This window comes from Flavobacterium urocaniciphilum (genome assembly GCF_900110615.1).
GTDB lineage: Bacteria > Bacteroidota > Bacteroidia > Flavobacteriales > Flavobacteriaceae > Flavobacterium > Flavobacterium urocaniciphilum.
This window is the reverse complement of record NZ_FOEI01000002.1, coordinates 353,562-373,661: the sequence shown is the minus strand read 5'-3', so window position 1 is coordinate 373,661 and position 20,100 is coordinate 353,562. Positions and strand designations below refer to the sequence as shown.

Here is a 20,100-nt window from a genome sequence, read left to right as displayed (position 1 = left end):
ACTCCTAACCTATTTACTATCAATACTTCATTTTGTTAAAAAAATTTATATTAGGCTATTATTTGCATTTTTATAACATTTGAACTTATCTTTGCGCCTATTTTTAACATACCCCCAAGATCATGAAAATAAAACTTAGTTTACTACTAATTATTGCAACAATTAGTATGAAAGCACAAGTTGGTGTTGGTACAACAACTCCTGCTGGTGCATTAGACATCAATTCAAGCACAAACGGATTAGTACTTCCTAGAGTTGCTTTAACAGCACTTAATGTTGCTACTCCAGTTGTAAATCCACAAGGTGGATCATTAGTAATTGGTACTTTAGTATGGAATACTGCTACTGCAGGTTCAATTCCTAACAATGTAGTTCCTGGAATGTACTACTGGGATGGTACAAAATGGATTTCTTTAGCTGGTTCTCCAGGAGGTTTAGACTGGTCTTTATCTGGAAACACAGGAACTAATCCTGCAACAAATTATGTTGGAACAACAGATAACGTACCATTAATTTTAAGAGCAAATAGCATTGAAAGAATTAGAATGGGTACAACTGAAACAGTTGTAAATGAAGACGCACAAAATTATAATTTTAGAGTTGAAGGAACAGGAGAATCTCAAATGTTCTTTGTAGATGCAGCTAATAATCACGTGCATATTAGAGCTGCTTCCCCTTTCCCAACAATTGACATGTTTACATCTGTTGCTTCAGGCAATGATTACCCAATTAATGGATATGCAGTTGGACAAGGAAATGCTGGAATTTATGGAAGACACAGTGTTGATGCTAGCGCTACTACTATGAATGCTGGTGGTGCTTTTGATGGAGCTGGAAACGGATTCTCTACACAAGCTGGATGGAACGTTGGAGCGGTTGGAACAGGTAGAGAAGCTGGTTTAGTAGGAACAGCAACAAATGCAGCAAGTAATAATGATCAAAGACAAGGTGGTTATTTTAGCGTTGCTGATACTGGTACAACTATTCAAGCAACTGCTAGTATTGCAGGTCGTGAAAGTGGTGGAAGTGGAAAATTTTATGGTGGCTTTTTTGATGGAGGTCAATCAACTAACGATTATGCCTATGTAGGTATGAGAAGTGGTGGAACTGATTACGGAATTTTATCTGCTGGTACAAAATCTACAATGGTAAAAGATAATGATGGAAAAAACAGAGTAATGTATTGTACTGAAGCACCAGAAGTTTTATTCCAAGATTTCGGAGAAGCAGAATTAATAAATGGAAAAGCAGTAATTTCTTTAGATGAAGTTTTAAGTAAAAACATTTCTGATAAAAAACCGGTAAAAGTTTTTATACAATTAGAAGGTGACTGTAATGGAGTGTTTATTTCAAACAAATCAAACAAAGGATTTACTGTAACTGAATTAAATAATGGTAAATCGAATACTAAATTTTCTTGGCAAATTATTGGAAATAGAGCTGATGCAACTGACAATAAAGGAAAAGTTACTTCAGAATTTGATGACGTAAGATTCCCAATCGGACCAGAAAAAATTAATTTTCCAAAACCTGGTACTTCTAAAGTTGAAAAAAGATAAAATTTTCTTTTTACTATAAAAAAAGCCTTACATAATGTGAGGCTTTTTTTTATTCTAATACATACAAAAAAAATAAAAAACCTCTTTAATTACGGGAACAAAGTTATAATTTTTCAAAAAAAAGGCATTTTGCATTGAAATTTAACAAATAAGTGTATATTTGCAAAAAAATCAAACAAAAATGACTAACAACTTAAGAATCAAATTACTACTAATTTTTTGCTCAATTGGTAGCTTCGCTCAAGTAGGGATTGGAAATACAACACCACAAGGAGCATTAGAAATAACATCAACTACTGATGGATTAATTATTCCTCGTGTAGCATTAACAAATACAACAACTGCTACAATTATAACTCCCACAAAATCAGAGTTAGTATACAATACTGCAACTGCTGGAGATGTAACTCCAGGTTATTATTACTGGGAAACTACTCCTACAGTAGCGTCAGACAGATGGGTTCGATTAATGATTTCTTCTGCAAATAATGATTGGTCATTAACTGGAAACTCTGGAACTACAGCAGGCACAAATTTCATTGGTACAACTGATGCTCAAGATTTAAGATTTAAAACTCAAGGAACAGATCGTTTGAATATTTCTAACACAAACGGACAATTACAATCTTATTACGCTGGTGCTGCAGGAACACCCGCTTTTTCTTGGAATGCAGATCCAAATACAGGAGTTTTTAGATCTGCTGCCGATAATATAAGTTTAACAACAAACGGCACAGAAGGTTTAAGATTAAGAGAAAATAGCAATGTAAGTATAGGAGCTACTTATGCTTCTACTAATGCAGCTCCAACAAACGGTTTAAGAGTTGAAGGAAATACTGTAATTGGTAAAGCTTCAGGGGAAGATTCAAGAGATATTTTATCATCAAATACTTCAGCTACTGCTTTTCAAAACATTACAGGATATCCAAATAGCACAAAAAAAAGAGCTATATCTGGATACGCTGACGATAGTGGTATAGGTATTTTTGGATTTTCAAATAGAACTGGTTATGGAGTTGTAGGTTTAACGCAACCAGGTACAATTTCAAGTTATGTACAAACAGGAGAAGGAGTATTAGGACAAGCAGATGGTGCTTCAGGAGTAACAACTATTCCAATTGGAGTACATGGTATTATAGATGAAACTGCTTCTGGTTTAGCTACTGCAACATCAGTATTAGGAGAAAACAACAACATTACTAGAGGTACAGGATTATCAGGAGGAGCTTACAATTCATCTTCAAAATCTATTGCTGGAGTATATGGAAACTTCGCTACACGTTCAACACCTGCAGGTACAGATGCTTATCAATTTGGAGTTGTTGGAGACATTTTATTATTAGGTGTGGCAAGTCAACCAGATGCGACAGGTGGAGTTTTAGGAACAAATGCAGCAGGTGATTTTGGTTTATTAGGATATGTTTCTAAAAACGGAACTAATTATAGTATTTATGCTGGAAATAACAATACCGATTATGGAAGTGGAAATGGTAGAAATTCAGTTTCTAACAAAGCTAACAATATTATTGGTTTAGGAGTAAATGGTGGTTTTATGGGTGGATATGTAAAAGGAAATCAATATGGTTTAGTTTCTAAAGGAGATGAATTCGGAATGTATGTTCAAGGGAATACTATCACAAATCAACCAATTATTCAATTAACTGAAACTTCAAATAACGAAAAGGCTGTTTCGTATACTGCTACTTCAACAGAAGTGGATGTTACTACAAGAGGTGTTGGAAAATTAACAAATGGTGAAAGTTTCATTTCATTTAAAGAATCTTTTAAAAATTTAGTTTCAGAAAAAGAAGGGATTAACATTACTATTACACCAACTGGAGAATCAAAAGGAGTATATGTAAGCAATGTAACTAAAGAAGGATTTTATGTTAAAGAAAACATGAACGGAACAAGCAATGTAGCTTTTAATTGGACAGCAATTGGAACTAGAGCAGGGTTTGAAAACGGGGTGGAAATTTCAGAAACAATATTAGCAAAAGATTTTGATAAAAACATTAATGGAGTTATGAATAATGATGGTGGTAAAGAAGAAGGAACTCCTATCTATTTTGATGGAAACAAAGTTAAATTTGAAAGAATTCCTGAAGGAATCATCAAATACAATAAAAAAGAAACTTCTAAGAGAAATTAAAATATAATTTTTTTGTTTAGTTAATTCACCTTAATTAATTAGAAAAAGGGTAACCAAATTTGGTTGCCCTTTTTTGTTATTCAACGAATATTAAAAACACTATAACGAGAAAAATTCAAACTACTTATTCTTTAAAAAAAATGTAAGTAAATTGCAGTATAATTCACACAAATTCAGCTTGTTATGAAAAATATTGTATGCTTTTTAATCTTTATTACTTTTCAATTAAATGCACAAGTTGGTATAGGAACTACAACTCCAGCAGGTGCACTTGATTTAAATCCAACTGTAGCAACAAATTATGGTTTTGTAGCACCAAGAGTTGCATTAACTTCAATTATTGTAGAAGCACCTGTAGTAAATCCACAAGGTGGAGCCATTCCAACCGGAACTATAGTTTACAATACTGCAACGGCAGGAGCTGCACCTAACAATGTAGGTCCAGGATTATATTATTGGAACGGTACAAGATGGGTAGCTTTTGCAGGTTCTCCTGGTGGTTTAGATTGGTCTTTAGTTGGAAATAGTTCAACTGTCCCTAATGCATTTGGTTCAGCTGCAACTAACTTTTTAGGAACAACAGACAATGTTGATATGAGAGTTCATACGAACAATTTAGAAAGAATGCGTTTCAGAAGTGATGGAAATATTGCCATAAATAATGCTGGAAATGCAAATACAAAACTAAGAATTACTCAAACTGGAGCTACAAATGATGCTGTTGGAGCAACAGCAAATGACGATTCAACCGGTAAAGGCAATGCTTTTTGGGGTACAAATTCAAATGCTACAGGAATTGCAATTTTAGGTGGCGGAGGTGGCGCAAGTGTTATTCCAACTCTTGGTGCTGGAGTATCTGGATCTCATGTAAATGGTTATGGTATATATGGCTTTTGCGGAAATGGCGATCCGAGTAATAACGCTCATAATGGACATGCTGCAGCTGCTTTTTCATTAGATTCTGATAACAATTCTACAACATCTAATAATAGCGCATTTGCAAAATTAGCAGGAAAAGATAATGCCTCACCAAATGGTGTTTTAAGTGCTCAAGATATTTTATATGGAGGCTATTTTGAAGGAGGTGTAAGTTCAGCATCAACCCCATCATATTCTTATACAGGAATCAAATACAGACATACTAATTCAGGTGGAAATAATGGTTCAACAACTGATTATAAAGTTATAGGAAATGGTACTGCTTCAACTTTAATCCCTGATCAAAATAATGTTCCAAGAGTCATGTTTTGTCCGGAAGCTCCAGAAGTATTATTTGAAGATTATGGCATTGGAAAATTAGAGAATGGTGAAGCTTATATAAAAATAGATGAAATTTTAGCCAAATCAATAATAGTAGATGAAAAACATCCTTTGAAAGTATTTATACAACTTGAAGGAGATTGTAATGGTGTTTTTGTATCGGAAAAAACAATTGAAGGATTTAGAGTTATAGAGCTTAATAATGGAAAAAGCAACATCTCATTTTCTTGGCATATTGTTGCAAACAGAGCCAATTCAAAAGACATCAGTGGTAAAACGACATCTGAATTTGAAAGTTTAAGACTACCTATTGGACCTTCAAATTTAAAACATACTGAAGTAACATTAAAAAAGGAAACAAGAAATTAAATTGCATTTTAAAAAATGAAAAAGACCTTTAAAAGGTCTTTTTAAGATTAATATCAATTCGAATTAAAAAAACTTTTCGATTAAGTGCTTGATTTTCAAGGTTAAAAGAAGGCTTGAAATTAAATTCACATTACTTATAATGGTATCTTTGTAATAGCTAAAAGAGAAATTTATGAATAATATTTACTTCAAACTCCAAAAGCCCTATCCCAACACAATCCTACTTAGCTTTAACAACTTAAATATTTATATATATAGGATATTTTTATTGATGATGTTATTCGCTTCTTCTCAAATATTTAGTCAATCTTTGGGAGATTATAGATCTGTTAATCCAGGCGGTCCTTGGACTACTTTAGGTAGTTGGGAATATTATGACGGTAGTAGCTGGGTTTCCGCCCCTACTTATCCTGGTCAGAACCCATCAGGTACTGGTGTTGTTACGATTCAATCAGGGCATTCAATTACAATTGGATCAGCTGGAATCAATACTGGAACCATTGGATCAATTGTAATAAATGGTAATTTAACATTAACCGGAACAAATACCGGTGGAAATGGAACTGATTACATTTTTAATACACAATTAATTTCAGTTACTCCATATTTAGGAACAATAACTTTTATTAATAAAGTAGATTTAATGTTACCTTCAAATGCTGTTTTATATGTTACATCAGACATCACTCCAAACCCTGATTATTTTGGATTAATTGGAGATTGTAATCACAACCAAGACATTCACATTGGTACTTCTGTTTATGCATATTGTAATGGTGGTGGAACTACAGCTTTAACTTTTGATGAAGTTATGGCTGGAGATGGTACATTAAATGCCATTCCTAATTCAAATTCACCAGTTTGTGAAGGAGACTCAATTAATCTATTAGGAAGTTATTCTGGAACCTTTGGAACTGCTGTTACTTATAGTTGGACAATAATTGCACCAGGAGGCGGAAGCAGTTCTTCTTCCTCACAAAATCCGGTTATCACAAATGCTGTAGTGGGTACTTATACAGCTACTTTAACTTGTACCACAACATATAGTGGAAATACTTATAATAATTTTGAAGCCATTTCTATATCTGTTAATTCAAAACCAAGCACAGTAACCATTGGAACAATTACTCAACCAACTTGTTCTGTTCCAACAGGAAGCGTACAATTAAACAATCTTCCTTCAGGAACTTGGACCATAAATCCTGGATCAATTTCAGGTTCCGGAAGTAGTTATACCATTAATGGATTGGCTGCTGGTAATTACACTTTTACTGTTACAAACAATAATGGCTGTATTTCAAATCCTAGTAGTAATGTTAGCCTTATTAGTTCAAGTAAAGTATGGAATGGATCTGTTAGTTCAAATTGGTTTTTACCAGCAAATTGGACACCTAACAATGTTCCTTCATCAACAGATTGTGCTATAATCTCAAATTCAGGTTTTAGTCCAGTAATTACTGGTCCTACCCCAGCCTATGCTTATTCCATTACTGTTCCAAGTGGTGGTAATTTAGAAATTGGATCCAATAGCATATTACAAGTTACAGATGTTGTTAATGTTAACGCTTCTGGAACTTTTACAATTAGAAATAACGGAAGTTTAGTTCAAGTTAACAATGTGGTTAATTCTGGAAATATAAACATGGAAAGAATATCATTTGTTGATAATTTAGATTACGTATATTGGTCGAGTCCTGTTGCTAATTTTAGTGCTGCAAATATTTCAACATATTCTAATAATGCTAATATTTATAAATGGGTGCCAACAGTTCCTGGAAATGGCATAGGTGAATTTGGTACTTGGGCGTATGGAAATGAAACCATGATACTTGGTAAAGGATATATTGAAAGAGGATTGAATAATGCACCGACTAATTCTCCAACAAATTACACTTCAGTATTTACTGGCGTACCAAATAATGGAACAATAAACACACCAATTTCAAGAGGAACTTACAATACAGTTGGAACTTACCCATCTCCTTTTTCGCCTACAAACGCCAATCAAGATGATGATAATTGGAATTTATTAGGAAATCCATATCCATCCTCTATATCGGCAGATGCTTTTTTAACAACCAATTCTGCAAACCTTTCAGGATTTATCAATATTTGGCGTCATGGTATAGCACCAAGCACAACAGCTGCAGATCCTTTTTATAGCAATTTCGCCTATAATTATGATCCTACAGATTATTTGACTTATAATTTATCTGGACCTTCAGATCCGGTAGGTTTTGATGGTTATATTGGAGCTGGACAAGGATTTTTTGTAATGATGAAACCTACAAGTGCTTCTACTTCTGCTAATGCAATTTTCTCAAATTCTATGAGAAATGTATCGTATCGAAATGATCAATTTTATAGAAATTCAAATGCAACTCAAGACGTTTATCCTGAAGGTAGAATATGGATTGATTTAGTTTCACAATCAGCTAGCACATCAACATTAATCGCTTATATTAATGGGGCAAGTAACCAAAAAGATTTAATGTATGATGCTCAAGCCGATTTAAAAGCAACATTCAGCATTTATTCTTTATTAGAAGGATATGATAGAAATATTATTCAAGGTAGAAGTCTTCCTTTCAACAATAATGATTTTATACCTTTGGCAATGAAAATTCCAACGACTGGAAATTACAACATTGCTATAAAAGATGTAGACGGTTTCTTTACAAATCAAAACCAAGAAATTTATTTAGAAGATAAATTATTAAATGTAGTTCACAATTTGAGAAATTCTCCTTATGCGTTTAACTCTAATCAAGGAGAAAATATCGATAGATTTAATATAAAATTCACTAATCAGACTTTATCATTTGATGAAAATAACATAAATACTAATCAGGTTACCATTTTTGTTGACAATCAACTTAATGTAAAATCATCAACAATTGCAATCAAAGATTTATCTATTTATGATGTACTTGGCAAAAAAGTAATTGATAAAAAAAATATCAATCAATTAGAACAAATTTTAACCGAATTAAAACCAACCTCAAGTGTTTTAATTGTAAAAGTTTTACTTGAAAACAATAAAATGATTACCAAAAAAATCATTTATTAAATTTAACATTAACGCGGGAAGAGACCTCTTTTAGAGGTCTTTTTTTTGTTAAACATTTAACTTTTAACACAATTAAACTTAATTTTTTTAATCATTTTTGTATTTTATCGAGTTATAGTGCATTTCGTCGATATTTATTGTTTTGTGTCGAATTTTTTAAACATTTCATACAGAATATGTTTAAAATATTTATATTGCTCAACATTATAACATAATCATTTGGTAATGTTAAATTAATAAAAGTTATAATAAACAATTAATTATGTAAATCAATAAACACACACAAAAGACTAAACAAAAAAAATGAAACCAAAAATTATTAACTTAAAACAAGTAATACAACTACTACTTGTATTATTCCCTTTTATAGGGTTTTCTCAAACAACTGAACCCTACACAACATCAGGTTCTTGGACTGTACCAACAGGCGTAACATCTGTTAAAGTTGACATTTGGGGCGGCGGCGGCGGCGGCGGCGGGTCAAATGTAAATAAAGACGGTGGATCTGGTGGAGGATCTGGAGCTTATGTTACTAGAACTGTAACTGTAACACCTGGAGCCGTAATTCCTTTTACTATAGGAACTGGCGGTGCTGGCGGTGGTGCAGCGGCAGGAACAGGTGTAACAGGTGGTAATTCAACAATAACTATTGGCGGATTCACTTTAACAGCAAATGGTGGTACTGGTGGTGGTGGAAATGAAGGAGCTATAGGAACTGGTGGAGCAGCATCAGGAGGATCTACTAACTCTACGGGTAACTCAGGTGTTCTTGGAGGAAATTCTGGTGGAAAAGGTGGAGATGCTCCAAGTGGAGGAACTGGTGGAGCTGGTGCTACTAATGGAGCTGGAGGTAATGGAAACACACCAGGCGGCGGAGGCGGCGGAGGCGAAGAAGGTGCTGGTGGAGCTGGAGCTAGAGGTGAAATTCGTTTTACTTATACTGCTGGAGTATATTGTTCTTACAGTACAACTTCAAGTACGTATTGGATAAATAAATTTTCAACTACTGGCGGTATTTTAAATATAAATAATAACACGACATATTCAGCAGGAGGATATGGAAATTATGTTGCTCAAATTGTAAGTCAAATTTCTGGAAGTAGTTTTAATTTTAATACAACAGTTAGTTCTGGAACACATGGAATTAATATTTGGGTTGATTGGAATAACGATTTAGATTTTGCTGATGCAGGTGAAAAAGTATATGCTTCTGGTTCTTATGTTTCAGGAGCAACTGGTACAATAACTATCCCTGTTGGTACAGCTCCTGGAAGTTATAGATTAAGGGTAGTAGCAAACTATTTTTCTACAGACCCTGCAGCTTGTGGAACGGATACTTATACAGAAGCAGAAGATTATACTGTTCAAGTAACTGCACCTCCTGCTTGTACAGGTACTCCTACTGCAGGAACAACTATTACTTCTCCAACATCAGGAAATCCTGGATCTAACTACACAGTTTCTGCATCTGGTTTTACAAATGCTTCTGGTTTAACGTATCAATGGCAATATAGTACTAATGGTGGTGGATCATGGACTAATCAAGGTACTGCTACTGCAACCTATTCAAATTACACAGCAACTGCACCAGCATTAGGTACTACGGTTTTATGGCATTTAATAGTAACATGTACAGCAAGTGGCCAAAGTGCAACTTCTACAAATGGTACATTTACATCAGTTTCTACATTAAATATCCCATCTTCTGGAAATAATACTGCAACTTGTGGTACAAATATTATTTTATATGACAATGGAGGTACAAGTGACTATGCTAATAGTTCAAGTGGTTATACTGTTTTAGATGCCGGATTGGCTTCAACCATAACTATTTCGGGTAACTACACAACAGAAAGTGTTGATTATATTAGAATTTACAGTGGAGTTGGAACAGGAGGTACTTTATTAGGTACATATTCTGGTACAGGATCAATAAATTATACAGGAACAGCTGGACAAGCATTAACGGTTCAATTTACTTCTGATAGTTCTGTTGTTTATTCAGGTTTTGCTTTAACCGTTACTTATAGTGGCGTTTGTAATCCTGCTTGTGCTGGAACTCCTACTGGAGGTACTGCAATTGCAACACCTGCTTCAGCATCACCTGGTTCAACATATACAGTTTCTGCAACAGGATACACTGGTGCTACTGGACTTACATTCCAATGGCAATATAGTACAAACGGCGGTGGATCTTGGACTAATCAAGGTGCAGCCACAGGTTCTTATTCAAATACTACTGCAACTGCTCCTGCATTAGGAACAACTGTTTTATGGCATTTAATTGTTACTTGTACTGCTAGCGGACAAAGTGCAACTTCTACAAACGGTACATTTAATTCTGTTTCTACTCAAAACATACCAGCTACTGGAAACAATACTGTTTCTTGTGGAACTAATATTGTTTTATATGACAATGGTGGTGTATCAGGAGATTATGCAAATAGTTCAAATGGTTATACAGTTCTAGAAGCTGGTCTTTCTGCTACAATTACAATATCTGGAAATTATACAACAGAAAGTGTTGATTATATTAAAATTTATTCTGGTGTAGGAACTGGAGGTACTTTATTAGGTACATACTCAGGTACAGGATCAATAAATTACACAGGAACTGCAGGACAAACTCTAACAGTTCAATTTACTTCTGATAGTTCAGTTGTTTATTCTGGTTTTGCTTTATCAGTTTCTTATAGTGGCGTTTGTTTTCCTGCTTGTGCAGGTACTCCAACTGGAGGAACTGTAACAACTTCGCCAAATACAACTTGGCCAGGAAGTCCTTATACTGTTTCAGCTACAGGATATACTCAAGCTTTAAACATGACTTATCAATGGCAATATAGTACAAACTCAGGTGGATCATGGACAAATGCTGGTGCTGCAACAAGTTCTTATGCAAATTATAACGCAACAGCACCTGCAAGTGGAGTTGTATTATGGAGATTAGTAGTTACGTGTACTAACAGTAGTATTAGCAGTAATTCTTCAAATGGAACGTTTACTACAATGGTAGTTAGTGATGTTTTAACAGGTTGTCCAAATGTTGTATCAGGTGGATTAAACTTAAATGGTGCTGACCCTGCTCCTCTTGATTGTTCTACTGGTAGCTGTACAGATTTAGAAGCTACTTATTTAGATTTAGGAAACACAACTAATTACATGGTTGAACCAATTCAATATAATCCTCCTATTCCATTTAATGGGTTAACTAACCCTGTAAGTGTGAATGTAGACGACGTTTGGTCTCCACAAGTTAATTTACCTTTTGACTTTTGTTTCTATGGTAATACTTATAACAAATGTTTAATTGGTTCAAATGGTGTAATCACTTTTGATTTAGTTAACAATACAGCTGGAGGAACATGTAGTTGGAGTATGTACGGTTCAACTGGAGCAAATTTACCGGTAAGTGGACATTCAGCTTTAATTGAAAATTCAATTTTTGGAGTATTTCATGATATCAATCCAACTAATGGTGGAAATGTTGGTTGGCAATTAATTACATTACCTACAGGTTGTAGAGCATTAGTAGTATCTTGGTATAATGTACCAATGTATTCAAATGACACTACAAACGATTATACTGGAATGATAGTTTTATATGAAAATTCAAATATTATTGAAGTTTATGTAAATAAAAAAAGAATAACTACTTATTCAGGTTCTGGTGTTGAAGGAATGTGGAATGATGGAAATGCAGTAATTGGTATTCAAAATGCTACAGGTACTTTAGCTTCTGTTCCTCCAGGAAGAAATGTTTTAGACCCTAACTGGACTTCAACAAATGAAGCTTGGCGTTTTGTTCCATCTGGAAGTTCAATTGCATCAATTAAATGGTATCAAGGCGCAGGAACAACAGGTCCTGTAGTTGGAACAACACCAGTAATTAATGTATGCCCTACTGCTACAACAACATACACAGCAGAAATTACTTATACACTTTGTAACGGTACAACCTTAAAGCAATCAGACCAAACAACAGTTACAGTAAATGCTTCAAAATCATGGAATGGTTCAGCAGGTACTAATTGGAACACTGCTGCAAACTGGACACCTTCAGGTGTACCTACATCAACAGAAAGTGTATTAATTCCAAATACAACAAACAAACCGATTATTTCAAGTGGTTCAGCTGCATATGCATGTAGTATAAACATTCAATCTGGAGGTATATTAACTGTAAACCCTGGAAATTCAATTACTGTTACAAATGCTGTAAATGTTGCAGCTGGTGGAAACATGATTATTGAAAACACTGGAAGCTTAGTACAAATTAACAATGTTACAAATTCTGGTAATATTCAATACAAAAGAACGGCAAACATAAGAAGACAAGATTATGTTTATTGGTCAACGCCAGTAGCTGGATTTGCAAATAGCGCCGTATCACCTGGAACAAGTTTAGGTTACCAATATAAATGGTTACCAACAACGGCAGCTGTAAATAATTTTGGTAATTGGACTTACGCTAATGAAACTATGGTATTAGGTAAAGGTTATTGTTTAAGAGGACCAGATTCTTATTCATTAACTGCATTAACAAATTATACAGCTACATTTACTGGTGTTCCAAACAATGGTAATATTGCAATTCCAATTAGTAGAGGAACTTATAATGGTGTAAATTATAATACTGTAGTTTCAACTACATTAGGAACTAAAGATGATGATAACTGGAATTTAGTAGGAAACCCATATCCTTCAGCGATTCATGCAATTAATTTCTTAACTTTAAACACTAATATTGCTGGATTCGTTAATATTTGGACGCATGGAACATTACCATCTTCATCAATTTCAGATCCATTTTATAACAACTACGTTTATAATTATACACCTACAGATTACATAACATATAACTCTGTTGGAGCTTCAAGTGGAGCAGGTGCTTTTAATGGTTATATTGCTGGTGGTCAAGGTTTCTTTGTATCGATGTTACATACAAGTGCTGCAGCTACTGAAAATTTAATTTTCAACAATTCATTAAGAAGCAGTACGTATAACAACTCTGTATTTTATAGAAATTCAAGCGAAGAAATTAATTCAGATGATTTAGAAAAACATAGAATTTGGTTTGATATTATTCATCCAAATGGCTCAAATGTTAGATCTCTTTTAGGTTATGTTGAAAATGCTACTAATCAAGAGGATCGTTTATTTGATGCATTTGCAAATGAAAAATTATCTTTAAATATTTTCTCTTTAATTGGAGATGATGAAATGGTTATCCAAGGTAGAAAACTACCATTTGACAAAAATGATAAAGTTAATATTGGAGTTGCCGTTCCTCAAGATGGATTATATAAAATTGCTTTAAGCAATATTGATGGTTTATTCTTAGAGCCAAATTAAAAACATTTATATTGAAGATAAATTAATGAATTCAATTTTCAATTTGAAAAACGCACCTTATTCGTTTATTGCAAATAAAGGAGTTATTAAAGATCGATTTATAATTCGTTTTTCTAAAAATGAAAACATTACAGAAATCACAAATCAATTACAAGTTTTCGACAATAATGTATTAACTATTGAATCAGATAATTTAAAAATTAAAGACATTTTAATTTACGATACATTAGGTAAATTGTTAGTAAATAAAAACAATATACAAGATACAAATTATCAAGTAAACAGCTTAAATAGAACATATAGTATGTTAATTGTAAAAGTTACTTTAGAAGACAACTCAGAAGAAGTAAGAAAAGTAATGTACTAATAGTATTTTAAGAATCTCCAAAAAGACCTTTGCTTTAAATAGTAAAGGTCTTTTTCATTTGTATAAGCCTCGCGTTCAAATGAAATATTTTTATATGCTTTTTGCCAATTACGAAACTTAATATAACCAAATAAAAACTCAATTATATATACTATAAAAAAAGGAACAACCATCATTTCTAATTGTTGTCTTAAATGAATACGTTCATGATTTAACAATACGACATCTTGTTTATCTATTTTTTCAGATAAAACAATAAATGGAAATAAAGTTATTCCCCTCACCCATTTTGGTGTTAAATATTTAAATACAATAACTATCATCTATACAAAGTTGCTAAAAATACTTATATAAAACATACTTGTTATAAACTTAATGTAATTGGGTAGATTACTATATAAAAAAAGACCACTAAATAGTGGTCTTTTTTTCATGATAAGGAAAATCTTCATCAAAATTATTTTCTTTTAATTTTAGTCGTAAACGGTAAAAGTTAGTCCCAACCGTACGTAAAGAAACACTAAGCAATGATGCAATATCTTTATGAGACAACTCAAAAGGTTGAAAAGCAGCATAGAGCTTTTCCGTTTTACTTAAAAACTCAATTTTTTCTACCTCAACAATAATATCTTTAAACTCTTCGGCATAAACTTGTTTAAAATCGTTCCAACTTTTTACATCTTTAGGATTACTTTTTAAATCGAATGAAAAAACTTGTAATTCATTTTTTTGTTGTTCAATATTTACTTTTTCCCAACCTCTTTTAATTTTATTTAAAACAAATAACCAATTTGTATAAAGTGCAAGAGTAATAATAAGTACAGAGATTAATAAATTTAAAAATAAGGTAATATACTCTCCATACTCAAAATTTGTATTCTTCATTAAAAAAAGAACCATCAAAAAATATAAAATATCTTGACAATAATAGGCAATAAATAAAATTAAAAAAACTTTTTTATAGATACCATCAAACAATTCTGTACTCAAATCAGATTTTATTTTTCTCAATCCAATCAAAAAAACACCAAAAAGAATAAAATCATACCCTAACTGTATGTATACATTATAGATAAGATTCGAATTAGAACGATCAAAAATGAGTTTGTTTTCAGAACCACTCGCTATAAAATATTGAATTCCAAAAAAAACAAATCCTACAAGTAAAACAAACCCTAGATACTTATAAATAGAATAATTAACTGTTTTCTTATTGAACAAATAAACTATCAGTACTGGTACCAAAAGTGCTATATTTTCACTAACTGCACCGTATAAATCAAATAAATAATTGGTTGTATTCGAATAAAAATTCAAATAGAGCCACATTCCTGATAAAGAAAAATATAAATATGAAAACAAAGTTAAAAAACGTTCAAAATCAGTTTGACGATAACTTTTAATTATAAACAACAGAAAACCGATGGCGCTAAAAATAAAGGTTAAATGACTGATAAACATAGTTGTAGTAGTTTTGTAGTAGTCTTATTGATGCTTTGTAGTACTGTAAAATCTTATAACAATAAATATAACAAATACTTTTACATCCATCAAAAACTATAGTTGTTTGTTGCATCAAAACTAACTATTATTTTTTAATTAAACCAAAAGATTTTATTTAAAAACAACCAACATTAAAGACTATGAAAGAAAAACTACTATCAACTTTCTTGTTCATTTTATTAAATAATTTCTCCTTTTCACAAGTTGGAATCGGAACTATAAATCCCGACCCGTCTTCAATTTTAGACATCAATTCCACTACAGGAGGAATCTTAATTCCAAGAATGACAATGGCAGAAAGAAATGCAATTACAAGTCCTGCAACAGGTTTGCTAATTTTTCAAATTGACAACACGCAAGGATTTTGGTATTATAACGGTACAGTATGGACCAATTTTTCAGCCCCAACTACAGGCTGGAGTATTATTGGAAACACAGGTACTAACGCTACTAACTTCGTAGGTACATCTGACGCTCAAGATTTTGTATTAAAAACCAATAATACAGAACGACTAAGAATTCAAAAAACAACAGGCAATATTGGAATAAACAACAACAACCCAACAAACAAATTACACATTACTGGAACAAGTCCAGCCATTAGAGTAGTTGACGGATTACAAGCCTCTGGATATGTAATTACTTCAGATGCTAGTGGTAATGCATATTGGGGCGACCCAACAGGGTTAGTTTTTGCAGGTCCAAGTTACGATTGGAATTTTGTTTCCGGTTCAACTTTTGCGGATCCCATTTCTCATTGGGGACCAACAGTCATTGGAAGAACAGGATCAACTCTGCATCATTTAGATGTAGATAATGGCACAATTAGTGGTTCTACTTTTGGAATTGGAGACGTAGAAATCATTTCTGATGGAAATAATGAAATCATTTTTAATCAAAATTTTGTTCCTATTACCGATAATACTGCAGCATTAACAGTAGGAACGAGTACGAATCGTTGGAATACAATTTACGCTGCAAATGGTACTATTCAAACTTCAGACAGAAATCAGAAAAAAAACATTCAAACCATTACTTACGGACTTACAGAACTTCTTCAACTTAGACCAGTTAGTTATTATTGGAAATCTGAAAAACACAATGCTATTGAAATTCCTAATGACAAAAAACAATTAAAATTAGGTTTGATTGCACAAGAAGTTCAAAAAATTATTCCAGAAGTGGTTTATACTTCTTCTTATAATGCCTTAAATCCTGAAAACGAAACACAACTAACTAAAGTTGAAAACGATTTGCTAGGGATAAATTATGAAGAATTAATACCTGTATTAGTTAAAGCTAAACAAGAACAAAATAATACTATTAAAGCTTTACAAGACAAAATAAATGAATTAACTAAAAATGTAAATTCTATTATCAATAAATAATTATGAAAAAGATATATATATTGCTTTTAACCCTTTACTGCTTACTTTCATTTGGACAAGTTGGAATCGGAACGGTTACACCTAACAATAGTGCAGCTTTAGATATTACAAGTACAACTAAAGGTCTTTTAATTCCAAGAGTTACACAAGCTCAAAAAACAGCTATTCCATCACCAGTTAAAGGATTATTAGTGTACCAAACAGACGCCACAGCTGGATTTTGGTATTTTAACGGAACAGTTTGGACACCTTTTGGAGGTTCAAGTAACAATTGGGATTTAACAGCAAATTCAGGCACAACACCTACAACAAATAAACTTGGAACATTAGACAACAACCCTTTAATTTTAAAAGCAAACAACACTGAAGCTGCTCGAATTCTTAGTAATGGAAACATTGGAATAAACAACACAACACCTACTTCCAAGTTAAACATTAAAACTACTACAACTCCAATTTTTACACAAAACTTTGAAAGTTTCACACCTGTTCCCTACACTATTAGCACAAATAGCGCAGATCCAATTTACACATTCGCTACTTGTACTACGGCAACAAATTTATGGAGATTCAATACAACAATAACAACGAATTATCCTTGCGCTGGTTGTAGTGGAAATAGTGCTGTAATTAAATTAGGAACTTGTACGGATCAAGACGCTACCTTAGTGGTAAAAATTGGTGCATTTGCTGAACCATTTATTAATGTCAATTTTAATTATGGATATAATTATTCTTTACTACCCGACACTTTTAAAGTTGATTTATATAATGAAACTTTAAACACTATTGAAAGCACACTAGTTTTAAAATCTTTTGATGCTTTTGACCAAACGTATTCAGAAACATTACCTATTACACCTGGAAACAATTATAGTTTACGTTTTCGATTTATTTTTAAAGGGACAACTTCTAATTTGTATGGTGTTCAAGTAGATAATATTACTGTAATTCCCCAAAATCCTGCTTTACGAATTGAAGACGGAAATCAAGCTATGGGATTTGCTCTTATTTCAGATGCTAACGGAAATGGAACTTGGACAAATCCGGGTTCTGCTACTCCAGATGATGATTGGCGTTTTAATTCAGGAAGTTTAGATACAGATCCAATTTACAGAACTGGATTAACAAAAGTTGGTTATTCTGGAACAGCAAGAACACCTTTAGATATCTATAATAATCTAGGAGAAGGAACACAAGTTGGTGTTGGTTCAAATGAATACATTGTAGATGGTTTAAATGAATTTCTTGTATCTAATTCCATTATACCAAGTGTTGATAATAGTATTTCAATAGGACGAAGTGGTTTAAGATGGAGTACAATATATGCTACAAATGGAGTCATAAATACTTCTGACGCAAGAGAAAAAGAAAAAATCGAACCCATAAAATATGGTTTAAGTGAAATTATGCAATTACAACCTGTTTCTTACTTCTGGAAAAAAGATGTGGACCCAAATCCGTCCAGAAAAATTGGTTTTATAGCACAAGATTTACAAAAAGTGTTACCTGAAACGGTTCAAGACAAAGAATGGACTGTTAAAAAAGGAACGTTAACTCAAATAAAAGCAGAGCATTTAGGTGTAAGTTATAGTGAAATTTTACCAGTAGTTGTAAAATCGATTCAAGAAAACCAAGTTACATTAATTGAGCTAAATTCTCAAATTGACAACTTAATTAAAAAAGTATCTCAAGAAAACAAAAAGTAAAAATGAAAAAAACGATATACATATTTCAGTTTATACTACTTTGCTCAACATTTTCTTGGGCACAAGTAGGAATCAACACGTCTACTCCAGACCCAAGTGCAGCCTTAGACATACCTGACACTACAAGAGGAATTTTAATTCCAAGAATGACACTAGTACAAAGAAATGCAATACCAACGCCTGCAACAGGTTTATTAATTTATCAATCAGATAATACACCCGGATTTTATTATTATAATGGAACAATCTGGACAAGCTTTGCAGGTAGTGGTAGTGGCTGGGGATTAAATGGAAATTCTGGAACGAACCCAAGTACAAATTCACTTGGAACAACTGACAATCAAGGTTTAAGTATCGTAACAAACAATACTGAAGCAATTCGAATTTCAGAAACGGGTAACATTGGTATTGGCACTTCAAATCCAACTACAAAACTACATTTAAACGGTTCTGTCCTTCTTTTTACTCTTCAAGATGGTTCTGAAGGCAATAATAAAGTTTTAGTTTCAAATGAATTTGGAGTGGCAACATGGAAAAATAAGCCTTTAGCTCTAATGGATGATTTCGATTGGATTTTTACTCCTGGCGGATACAACAATCTTCATCCTATATACCATAGAGGCCCTGTAAAAATTGGAGGAACTTCACCATCAACTCTAAATCTACATGTAACCAATGGAGCTGCTAGTGGCACTAAAGTGTTTATGGGTTCTGTAGAATACATGATTGACGGAGTGAATGAATTTCAAATAAGTCATCGTTTTTCTCCAATATCTGGATTGTCTCCAAATGTAGGTTCAGCAACCAATAGATGGTCAGCCATTTATGCAGTAAACGGAACTATAAACACTTCAGACGAAAAGGAAAAAACAGACATTCAAAACTTAAAATACGGTTTAAATGAAGTTATGCAATTAAACCCTATGCAATTTAAATGGAAAGTAGAAAAAGTTGGTTCACATACTGTTCCAGAAAACAAAAAAGAACAAAAATTAGGATTTATGGCACAAGAATTACAAAAAGTACTTCCAGAAGTTGTTGAAACACATCAATGGAAAGAACTGGAAGAACAACCTGGTAAATTAGTGGAAGTAGAAATGCCTATCCTAGGTGTTAGTTATAGTGAAATCATCCCTGTAGTGATTAAATCCATTCAAGAACAAAACGATTTCATCGTTCAAATGCAAGAAAAAATTAAAGTTTTAGAAAAGTTTTTAGAAGACAATAAAAAGAAATGATTGTAAATCAAGTATAGTTTTTTTGTTTAGGTTAGATAGATTGAAATTGAATTTCAATCGCATATCTAGGAGACCTCTTCTTTATAGTTGAGGTCTTTCTATATTATATACTTTCAAACTGTATTGTTAATTA

11 protein-coding genes are annotated in these 20,100 nt (G+C 32.8%); 9 read left to right on the top strand and 2 right to left on the bottom strand.

Going from position 1 to position 20,100, the window contains the following annotated elements; genetic code table 11:
- Positions 1 to 122 precede the first annotated feature (122 nt).
- The 6 genes from BMY86_RS05860 to BMY86_RS05835 all read left to right on the top strand — a co-directional run bounded on the left by BMY86_RS05860 (position 123) and on the right by BMY86_RS05835 (position 14,129).
- Positions 123 to 1,559, top strand: coding sequence for a hypothetical protein (locus BMY86_RS05860; protein ID WP_091466400.1), 1,437 nt, complete (start codon positions 123 to 125; stop codon positions 1,557 to 1,559).
- A 181-nt stretch (positions 1,560 to 1,740) separates the two neighbouring features.
- Entirely contained in the window at positions 1,741 to 3,711 is a 1,971-nt protein-coding gene (locus BMY86_RS05855) for a hypothetical protein (protein WP_143065609.1), read from the top strand.
- A 183-nt stretch (positions 3,712 to 3,894) separates the two neighbouring features.
- Positions 3,895 to 5,340, top strand: coding sequence for a hypothetical protein (locus BMY86_RS05850; protein WP_091466396.1), 1,446 nt, complete (start codon positions 3,895 to 3,897; stop codon positions 5,338 to 5,340).
- A 310-nt stretch (positions 5,341 to 5,650) separates the two neighbouring features.
- Positions 5,651 to 8,410, top strand: coding sequence for a T9SS sorting signal type C domain-containing protein (locus tag BMY86_RS05845; protein WP_177177134.1), 2,760 nt, complete (start codon positions 5,651 to 5,653; stop codon positions 8,408 to 8,410).
- Between the two features lie 303 nt (positions 8,411 to 8,713).
- A complete protein-coding gene (locus BMY86_RS05840) occupies positions 8,714 to 13,762 on the top strand; it encodes a beta strand repeat-containing protein (protein ID WP_091466390.1) in 5,049 nt (1,682 codons plus the stop codon).
- A 25-nt stretch (positions 13,763 to 13,787) separates the two neighbouring features.
- Positions 13,788 to 14,129, top strand: a complete 342-nt coding sequence (locus BMY86_RS05835) for a T9SS sorting signal type C domain-containing protein (RefSeq protein WP_091466388.1) — start codon at positions 13,788 to 13,790, stop codon at positions 14,127 to 14,129.
- Here the strand turns inward: BMY86_RS05835 and BMY86_RS05830 are convergent.
- Together BMY86_RS05830 and BMY86_RS12960 are read right to left on the bottom strand one after the other, a co-directional pair.
- Positions 14,126 to 14,452 (bottom strand): hypothetical protein, encoded by a 327-nt coding sequence (locus BMY86_RS05830; protein ID WP_091466386.1) that lies wholly within the window; start codon positions 14,450 to 14,452, stop codon positions 14,126 to 14,128. The genes BMY86_RS05835 and BMY86_RS05830 overlap by 4 nt on opposite strands.
- Positions 14,453 to 14,540: 88 nt before the next feature.
- Positions 14,541 to 15,014, bottom strand: a complete 474-nt coding sequence (locus BMY86_RS12960; RefSeq protein ID WP_143065607.1) for a sigma-70 region 4 domain-containing protein — start codon at positions 15,012 to 15,014, stop codon at positions 14,541 to 14,543.
- A 758-nt stretch (positions 15,015 to 15,772) separates the two neighbouring features.
- On the opposite strand from BMY86_RS12960, the gene BMY86_RS05820 reads away from it, so the two are divergent.
- From BMY86_RS05820 to BMY86_RS05810, 3 genes are read left to right on the top strand one after another with little or no spacing between them, the layout of a single operon-like run.
- Positions 15,773 to 17,020 carry a tail fiber domain-containing protein gene (locus tag BMY86_RS05820; RefSeq protein WP_091466381.1) on the top strand — a complete coding sequence of 416 codons (1,248 nt, stop codon included), beginning with the start codon at positions 15,773 to 15,775 and terminating at the stop codon, positions 17,018 to 17,020.
- A gap of 2 nt (positions 17,021 to 17,022) precedes the next feature.
- Positions 17,023 to 18,729: a tail fiber domain-containing protein gene (locus BMY86_RS05815; protein WP_091466378.1), complete on the top strand. Its 1,707-nt coding sequence runs from the start codon at positions 17,023 to 17,025 to the stop codon at positions 18,727 to 18,729.
- 2 nt (positions 18,730 to 18,731) lie between these two features.
- Entirely contained in the window at positions 18,732 to 19,967 is a 1,236-nt protein-coding gene (locus tag BMY86_RS05810; protein ID WP_091466376.1) for a tail fiber domain-containing protein, read from the top strand.
- Positions 19,968 to 20,100: the final 133 nt, after the last annotated feature.

Coding starts and splice junctions, on each gene's coding strand:
- BMY86_RS05860 (WP_091466400.1), top strand. CDS start 123: ATGAAAATAAAACTTAGTTTACTACTAATTATTGCAACAATTAGTATG.
- BMY86_RS05855 (WP_143065609.1), top strand. CDS start 1,741: ATGACTAACAACTTAAGAATCAAATTACTACTAATTTTTTGCTCAATT.
- BMY86_RS05850 (WP_091466396.1), top strand. CDS start 3,895: ATGAAAAATATTGTATGCTTTTTAATCTTTATTACTTTTCAATTAAAT.
- BMY86_RS05840 (WP_091466390.1), top strand. CDS start 8,714: ATGAAACCAAAAATTATTAACTTAAAACAAGTAATACAACTACTACTT.
- BMY86_RS05835 (WP_091466388.1), top strand. CDS start 13,788: ATGAATTCAATTTTCAATTTGAAAAACGCACCTTATTCGTTTATTGCA.
- BMY86_RS05830 (WP_091466386.1), bottom strand. CDS start 14,452: ATGATAGTTATTGTATTTAAATATTTAACACCAAAATGGGTGAGGGGA.
- BMY86_RS12960 (WP_143065607.1), bottom strand. CDS start 15,014: ATGAAGAATACAAATTTTGAGTATGGAGAGTATATTACCTTATTTTTA.
- BMY86_RS05820 (WP_091466381.1), top strand. CDS start 15,773: ATGAAAGAAAAACTACTATCAACTTTCTTGTTCATTTTATTAAATAAT.
- BMY86_RS05815 (WP_091466378.1), top strand. CDS start 17,023: ATGAAAAAGATATATATATTGCTTTTAACCCTTTACTGCTTACTTTCA.
- BMY86_RS05810 (WP_091466376.1), top strand. CDS start 18,732: ATGAAAAAAACGATATACATATTTCAGTTTATACTACTTTGCTCAACA.